We start from the raw sequence: 6,966 nt of genomic DNA on the forward strand, positions 1-6,966 counted from the left end.
AGACGAAGGGAATAGTCACCGTCGAGGAGGCACTCGTCACGGGACTCGGAGGTGCCGTTGCCGAGGTTTTGGCGACCACGCATCCGGCGCGACAGGCCATGGTGGGTTTCCGTGACGTCTTCGCGGTCACAGGCTCGACTACGTGGCTCTTCGAACAGCATGGGATCACAGGTTCCGGGATTGCCGACGCCGCACGCACGCTGCTCGGCTAGCCTTCCTTGCGTCCGATGCGCCAGTGATAGGTTATTCATCGATCGGCGGTGCGCCAGTCCGCGTGGACGTGAGGAGGTTCTGTGGCTCAAGTACCTGTCAGCCGGGACCGATCCTACGGTCACGCCGACGACCAGCTTCGGCTCATGGCAAGGGTCGCCCGCATGTACTACGAACAGGGCTACCGCCAGGCCGAGATAGCCGAACGCCTCCTCGTGTCTCAGCCGCGAGTTTCGCGCCTACTCAAGAGAGCATCGGACCTCGGCATTGTCCGCACCACCGTCACTCTGCCGTCCGGAGTGCATCCCGAACTTGAAGAGGCGGTCGAACAGCGCTTTGGTCTGAAGCAAGTCGTCGTGGCCGACGTGACAGAGGCGGACGGGGACATTGCGCTCGCGCTTGGCGGGGCGGCGGCGGAGTACCTCTCCGCCACGCTCATCGGCGGAGACACGGTGGGGATATCGTCATGGTCCGCCTCCTTGCTTGCCACTGTCGAGGCGATGAGACCATTCCGGCAACCCGTTGTCGATACCGTCGTCCAACTCGTCGGCGGTCTGGGTGACCCCCGGGTGCAGATGCGGGCCACTCGCCTCATTGGCCAGTTCGCGAGTCACACCGGCGCGGAGCCGCTCATGTTGTCGACTCCCGCCGTACTCGACTCCTCGGAGACGCGGGACTCACTCATGGCTGACTCCACGGTGGCGAGTGTCCGTGAGGCGTGGTCGCGACTCACGGTTGCCGTGGTGGGTATCGGCGCAGTCGAGCCCTCGGACCTGGCACGCCAGTCCGGAAACGCCTTCCCTGAGAATGAGTTGAGGGTGCTCGCGGAATCTGGGGCGGTGGGCGACATCTGCTTCAGCTTCTTCGACTCGCAAGGGGAACTGGTGCATGAGGAGTTCACCAAGCGGGTGATCGGCATCGAGACTGCCGCGCTCAAGCGCGTGCCGCGGCGCATCGGCGTTGCGGGTGGCGCGCGCAAGTATGCCGCCGTGCGAGGGGCTCTCGAGGGCGGCTGGATCAATGTCCTCATCACTGATGTGGACACGGCGATCCGCCTTGCGGGCGACGGACCAGGACCGCAGACTGCGTCAGCGGCGGGCGGCACCGTCAGCGCGTAGGGACTTTCGCTGCGCCTTTGGCAGCTCGCAGGTGGTGGGCCGGTGGCGAAGGCGGTTCACCCGCCTCTGTTAGGCTGGTGTCACTTGTAGGGCTCCCCAAGCCCTCCTGCGTCGCAGATTGCTTCTCCTTCTCGCCAGCGCACAAGCCCTTGAGGCGGCGCGGCTCGTAGAACTTCTCTCCGGCGAACGAGCGCGGACACCTCCGCGATTCGCCACCAATGCCGGTGCCGTGACACTCACGGTGATGCGCACACGCGCGTCCGGCACCTTGCCCGAAAGGCACCACTTCCTTGTCAAGCTCTTTCGCCGAACTCGGCGTCCCCACTCAACTCACCGACGTGCTCGAGCGCGAAGGTAAAACCAAGGCGTTCCCCATTCAGGAGGACACGCTCCCCGACACCCTCGCAGGCCGCGACGTGCTCGGCCGCGGCAAGACGGGCTCTGGAAAGACGCTCGCCTTCGCGCTGCCCATCGTTGCCCGCCTGGGTCGCAGCGGCGGCAAGTCTCGCCCCGGTCACCCGCGTGCACTCGTGCTGGCGCCGACGCGCGAGCTCGCCACCCAGATCGACGCGGTCATCGCGCCGCTCGCGAAGGCCTACGGCCTCACCACCACCACCATCTTCGGCGGCGTCAGCCAGCAACGCCAGGAGCGTGCCCTGCGCGCGGGCGTCGACATCGTCGTGGCGTGCCCCGGCCGCCTCGAAGACCTGATGAAGCAGCGCCACGTCACGCTCGACGCGATCGAGATGACCGTGCTGGATGAGGCCGACCACATGGCCGACCTCGGCTTCCTTCCCGGCGTGACGCGCATCATGACGGCCACGCCCGCGCGGGGACAGCGGTTGATGTTCTCCGCCACCCTGGACAACGGCGTCGACAAGCTGGTGCGCCGATTCCTCGACAAGCCCGTCACCCACTCGGTCGACAGCGAAGACAGCCACGTCGACGCCATGACCCACCACGTGTTCCACGTGGGCGGCGCCGACGCCAAGCGCGAGTTGGTTCACGCCCTCGCCTCCGGCACTGGCCGGCGCATTCTGTTCATGCGCACCAAGCACCAGGCCAAGAAGCTCGCGAAGCAGCTGACCGCGGCTGGCATCCCGTCCGTGGACTTGCACGGCAACCTGTCGCAAGGTCAGCGCGACCGCAACCTCGCACTCTTCCAGGGGCTCACGCACCGCGTGCTCGTCGCCACCGATGTGGCCGCGCGTGGAGTCCACGTCGACAATGTCGAACTGGTGGTGCACGTCGACCCGCCCGCCGAGCACAAGGCCTACCTGCACCGTTCCGGTCGCACGGCCCGCGCTGGCTCCGCTGGCGATGTCGTCACCGTGGTGCTGCCCGAGCAGCGCCGCGAGACCGATCAGCTCATGCGTCGCGCCAGCATTCAGGTGCGCCCGCAAGCAGTGAGCGCCACCTCCGCACAGGTCGCCACGCTCGTGGGCGAGTTTGCCCCGTACGTCAAGCCCTCGCCAGTGGCCGAACAGCCGCAGCGTCAGGGTCAAGGCCAGGGCAGGGGACGTCGCCGTGGTGCTGGTAGCGGATCCGGGTCCCGTCCGGGCCAGTCGAGCGGGCGCCCCGCGCAGGGTCGCTCCTCAGAGGGCCGTCCTGCTCAGGCGCACTCTGGAGGCCAGCGTGCCGGTCACGGCGGCGGCCACAGTGGCGCGGCGGCCTTCTCCGCAAGCGGATCGTCGCGCAGGCGTTCTCGCTAGCCCATTGTCAATGACGGCGTCGGCCGGTCCCGTAGTTCACGGGGCCGGCCGTCGTCGTCTTGTCTCCAGTTATCCACAGCCCCCAGTTTTGGGGTACCGGGCGTCCGGTTTGGTCGATATGGTCTGGGGCATGACTCGACTGCTGCGTGGTGCAGCGGTGGCAGTCCTCGTGGGGGGCGCGACCGTTGTATTGACCTCTTGTTCCGGCGATCCGGGGGCGACCCCGACGGAAACGCCGCCTTCTACCTCGACGGTGGTGGTGACGACGCCGTCGCCCACTCCTACCCCGAGCGTGACTCCCGAGGAGGAACTGCTTGAGCAGATCCCCGAGAACGCGCGGGGGGAGGACTTCCAGAGTGCGACACACTTTGCGAGATTCTTCCTGGCGATGTACCCGGACCTGTTCGCAAAGGACAGCGATACGCAACTATTTGAGTACCTCTCGGGTGAGACTTGCCGCTTCTGCGAAAAAGCGATGGCAGGCGTAGCCGAGGCGCGTGAACTGGATGCCTACTCCGTCGGCGGAGAGGTCACATTTCCAGACGTTCTCGCTAGGGGCGGCTTGCAAGAAGATGGGTTCTGGTACGTCGCCGACCGATTCCAGGCAGCGGCTGTTGAGACTTTCGGGCCGGACGGAGATCTGCTGGACGGTGCCCCTCCGTACTCGGGCGAGGCGCGCTTCAGGCTTGACTATAGGGACGGTCACTGGCGGGTAGACGAGATCGACCTCGAGTTTGATGATGCCTAGCAGACACTCGGCGGTGGCTGCCGGCGCACTGCTCCTTCTGCCTGCCCTGCTCCCGATGGTCGGCGCTGACATGAAGGACACGGATGACGGGGGCGCGCAGATGGAAGTTTACGACTCTGCCGCCGCAGTCCAGCAGGGTGCGCCGACGTCGGGTGGCGGCAGCGGTGATCGGTGGATGCGGCATCCGATGTGTCGGGAGTGGATCACTGTGGAGTTCACGGGGCAGATGTTCACGGGCTCGTGGAATGAGGACATCCCTGACTGTGTGACGCAGGTGCCCCCGCCGCCGGACTTGTGTCCTGCCGGTGAGGTGGCGTTGGAGCCGTGGTGGAGGTCGCGCGATCTTGGTGGTGGTGTGTACGGGCCGTGGCGGCAGATCGGTGGTTTCCAGTGCGGCTCAGACATTCTGTTGGCTCAGGTGGAGCAGGCGTGGGCGTCGATGCCGATCGCGCCGAACACGTACGAGGTGCAACCTGAGGGCGGGTATGCGGTCGCTGAACTGGGTGTGAACCTGATCGTGGACACCAACCCGCGCACCATGGACGTGACCTTGTTGGGCACTCCGGTGATCATCAGGGCGGTGGCGACGCAGTACACGTGGACCAACACGGACGGGACCGTGTGGACGTCGACCAGTCCTGGCAGGCCGTATGACCAGGGCGGTGAACCGTTCACGTTCCCGCGTGTTCCGGAACACCGCACCACGTTCACATTGACCACCACGTGGCGGGGGGAGTTCTCCACCAACGGTGGCGCGACGTGGCGGGAGGCACCGGGCACGGCGACCACCACCTCAAACTCCACCACCGTGCACGTGTACAACCCTCATGCTCACCGGGTGGACTGCGACCTAAACGGCAACTGCATCAACGGCACCCAAGGGGGAGGCAACCAGAAGACCGTGTACGACCCCGACGGAGACGGAATCCTCAACTACCTGATCCCGGACAACAAGATCGACGACTACCTGGCCGCGCGCGACGAAGGACGCTACTGGACAGACCCGGAACGCAAGAACACCGACTAGAGCTCTCAGGTCCCGACATGGCCGTTCGTGGAACCCCAGGTCGCCGAGCACAATGCTAGATTGTTCGACATGCCGAACAATGCCATCGCTCCCGCACGGGACAGAGCGAAAGCACGCCCGGAACGAGGCCTCTGGCGCCTGCTAGGGCCCGCCTTCGTCGCCTCGATTGCCTACGTCGACCCCGGCAACGTGGCGGCCAACCTCACCGCGGGCGCGCAACACGGCTACCTGCTGGTGTGGGTTCTGGTGGCATCGAACGCCATGGCCGTGCTGGTGCAATACCTGAGCGCCAAACTCGGACTGGTGACGGGCCGCTCACTGCCAGAGTTGCTCGGGGCACGCCTGAGCCGCTGGCCGCGGCTCGCGTACTGGGTGCAGGCGGAGGTGGTTGCCGCTGCGACCGACGTGGCCGAGGTGGTGGGAGGCGCCATCGCATTGAGCCTGCTGTTCGACCTACCCCTCGTTGTCGGCGGCGTCATCACAGGCGTGATCTCGATGGTGCTCCTGTCGATACAGGCTCGCAGGGGCCAACAGCCGTTCGAGTTTGTCATCATCGGGTTCCTCGCGGTCATCGCAGTCGGATTCCTGGCCGGACTCTTCGTGAGTTCAGTGGACTGGTTCGGTGCTGCTGGTGGCCTCGCCCCGAGGTTCGACGGTGCTGGCACCGTGGTGTTGGCGGCGTCGATGCTCGGTGCCACCGTGATGCCGCACGCCATCTACCTGCACTCTGCGCTGTCGAGGGACCGCCACTTGCCCCACTTCGGGCCCGACGGCTCGCGTCGAGACGACAGCCCCGGTCCCGCGTCGCTCGCGGAGGCCACCACCTCGGAAGTGGAGGACCACAGGGCCGGGCTGCCGCGACTGCTCAGAGCCACCAAGTTCGACGTCCTGTGGTCGCTCGTCATTGCAGGGTCCGTCAACATTGCCATGCTGTTGCTCGCCGCGAGCTCGCTGAGGGGAGTGGGCGGCACCGACACCATCTCGGGCGCCCACGGTGCGATCCAGAGCTCACTGGGCCCAGCCATCGGCGTGATCTTCGCCATCGGCCTGCTCGCCTCTGGCCTTGCCGCGACGTCGGTTGGCGCATATGCGGGCGCGGTCGTGATGGGCGGACTCATCAAGCGTCGGGTGCCGCTGCTGCTTCGCCGGCTTGTGACGCTGATCCCAGCGTTGCTGGTGCTCGCCATCGGCACCGACCCCACCTACGCGCTCGTACTCAGTCAGGTGGTCCTCAGCCTCGGCATCCCGTTTGCCCTGATACCCCTGGTACGCCTCACATCGTCGCGCGAGGTGATGGGCGAGCACGTGACGGCCACAAGGCTCCAGGTGGTGCCGTGGCTGGTGGTGACGCTCATCGTGGCGCTCAACGTGGCCCTGCTCGCGATCACGTTCGCGGGAGCCTAGCGACACACGATGCGCGCGTGCTTTACAGTTATTCCATGAATCCATGGAATCTCGGATCGTTGCCCGCGGGTGCCCACGCGCGCGACGCGGTCGCGAGAGTGGGCCGCGCCATCTCGCACGGTTCACGGGTCGAACTGCTCGAACTGCTGGCACAGGCCGACCGCAATGTGAGCGATGTGGCCCGGGTGGCGGGACTGAAAGTGACCACAGCGTCGGCGCACCTTCAAAGCCTCAAGGACGCGGGGTTGGTCACGAGTCGCCGCGAAGGCTCAGCAATCGTCTACTCACTGGCTGGCGCCCACGTGGCGGCGCTCGTCAACCAGCTCTACGACGTGGTAAGCCCCAGGACCGATCACGTCGTGGTGCCGGGCGACGAGGTGGTGCTTGACGTGCGCCCAGAAGCGGAGTTCTCGCATGGACACCTCGCTGGCGCGATCAACATCCCGGTCGATCAGCTGGAAGCGAGCATGCCGGACTTGCCAGCCGAGTCGCGCTACGTCGTGTATTGCCGCGGCCGGTTCTGCACACTGTCACATGACGCAGCCGAGATACTGAGAGACCACGGGCGCGCGGTGAGAGTCGCGGAGGTCGGGGTGCTCGAATGGCGCGCTGCCGGGCGCCTGGAGACCGCATGATCCCGCGATCGGGTGGCGCACCAGCCCCGGGCAGTTCGGGCGAGCACGAGCCGACCATCGAGCACTTGCAGCGGCGAGTGCTACGCACGCTCGTGGCCGCGCAAGTCCTCTC

The 6,966-nt window shown here is 66.2% G+C and carries 6 protein-coding genes and 1 pseudogene; all 7 read left to right on the forward strand.

Going from position 1 to position 6,966, the window contains the following annotated elements; genetic code table 11:
- Nucleotides 1-212: pseudogene (locus tag QZZ33_RS09660) on the forward strand (transketolase family protein); the annotation flags it as partial.
- 144 nt (nt 213-356) lie between these two features.
- On the forward strand, nt 357-1,328 hold the full coding sequence (locus QZZ33_RS09665; RefSeq protein WP_291379712.1) for a sugar-binding transcriptional regulator: 972 nt from the start codon (nt 357-359) through the stop codon (nt 1,326-1,328).
- Nucleotides 1,329-1,666: 338 nt separating this feature from the next.
- On the forward strand, nt 1,667-3,040 hold the full coding sequence (locus tag QZZ33_RS09670; RefSeq protein ID WP_291379717.1) for a DEAD/DEAH box helicase: 1,374 nt from the start codon (nt 1,667-1,669) through the stop codon (nt 3,038-3,040).
- Between the two features lie 130 nt (nt 3,041-3,170).
- Nucleotides 3,171-3,788 carry a DUF6318 family protein gene (locus tag QZZ33_RS09675; RefSeq protein WP_291379713.1) on the forward strand — a complete coding sequence of 206 codons (618 nt, stop codon included), beginning with the start codon at nt 3,171-3,173 and terminating at the stop codon, nt 3,786-3,788.
- Between the two features lie 13 nt (nt 3,789-3,801).
- Complete coding sequence (locus QZZ33_RS09680) at nt 3,802-4,815, forward strand: hypothetical protein (RefSeq protein ID WP_291379714.1); 1,014 nt, start codon at nt 3,802-3,804, stop codon at nt 4,813-4,815.
- 69 nt (nt 4,816-4,884) lie between these two features.
- The gene (locus tag QZZ33_RS09685) at nt 4,885-6,219 is read left to right on the forward strand and encodes an Nramp family divalent metal transporter (RefSeq protein WP_291379715.1); all 1,335 of its coding nucleotides are present in this window, start codon (nt 4,885-4,887) and stop codon (nt 6,217-6,219) included.
- Nucleotides 6,220-6,254: 35 nt separating this feature from the next.
- Nucleotides 6,255-6,854: a metalloregulator ArsR/SmtB family transcription factor gene (locus QZZ33_RS09690; protein WP_291379716.1), complete on the forward strand. Its 600-nt coding sequence runs from the start codon at nt 6,255-6,257 to the stop codon at nt 6,852-6,854.
- Nucleotides 6,855-6,966: the final 112 nt, after the last annotated feature.

Source organism: Demequina sp., assembly GCF_016278775.1.
Lineage (GTDB): Bacteria > Actinomycetota > Actinomycetes > Actinomycetales > Demequinaceae > Demequina.

What these genes read in the sequence shown, in the direction of transcription:
- QZZ33_RS09665 (WP_291379712.1), top strand. Translation starts at nt 357, where the DNA reads ATGGCAAGGGTCGCCCGCATGTACTACGAACAGGGCTACCGCCAGGCC.
- QZZ33_RS09675 (WP_291379713.1), top strand. Translation starts at nt 3,171, where the DNA reads ATGACTCGACTGCTGCGTGGTGCAGCGGTGGCAGTCCTCGTGGGGGGC.
- QZZ33_RS09685 (WP_291379715.1), top strand. Translation starts at nt 4,885, where the DNA reads ATGCCGAACAATGCCATCGCTCCCGCACGGGACAGAGCGAAAGCACGC.
- QZZ33_RS09690 (WP_291379716.1), top strand. Translation starts at nt 6,255, where the DNA reads ATGAATCCATGGAATCTCGGATCGTTGCCCGCGGGTGCCCACGCGCGC.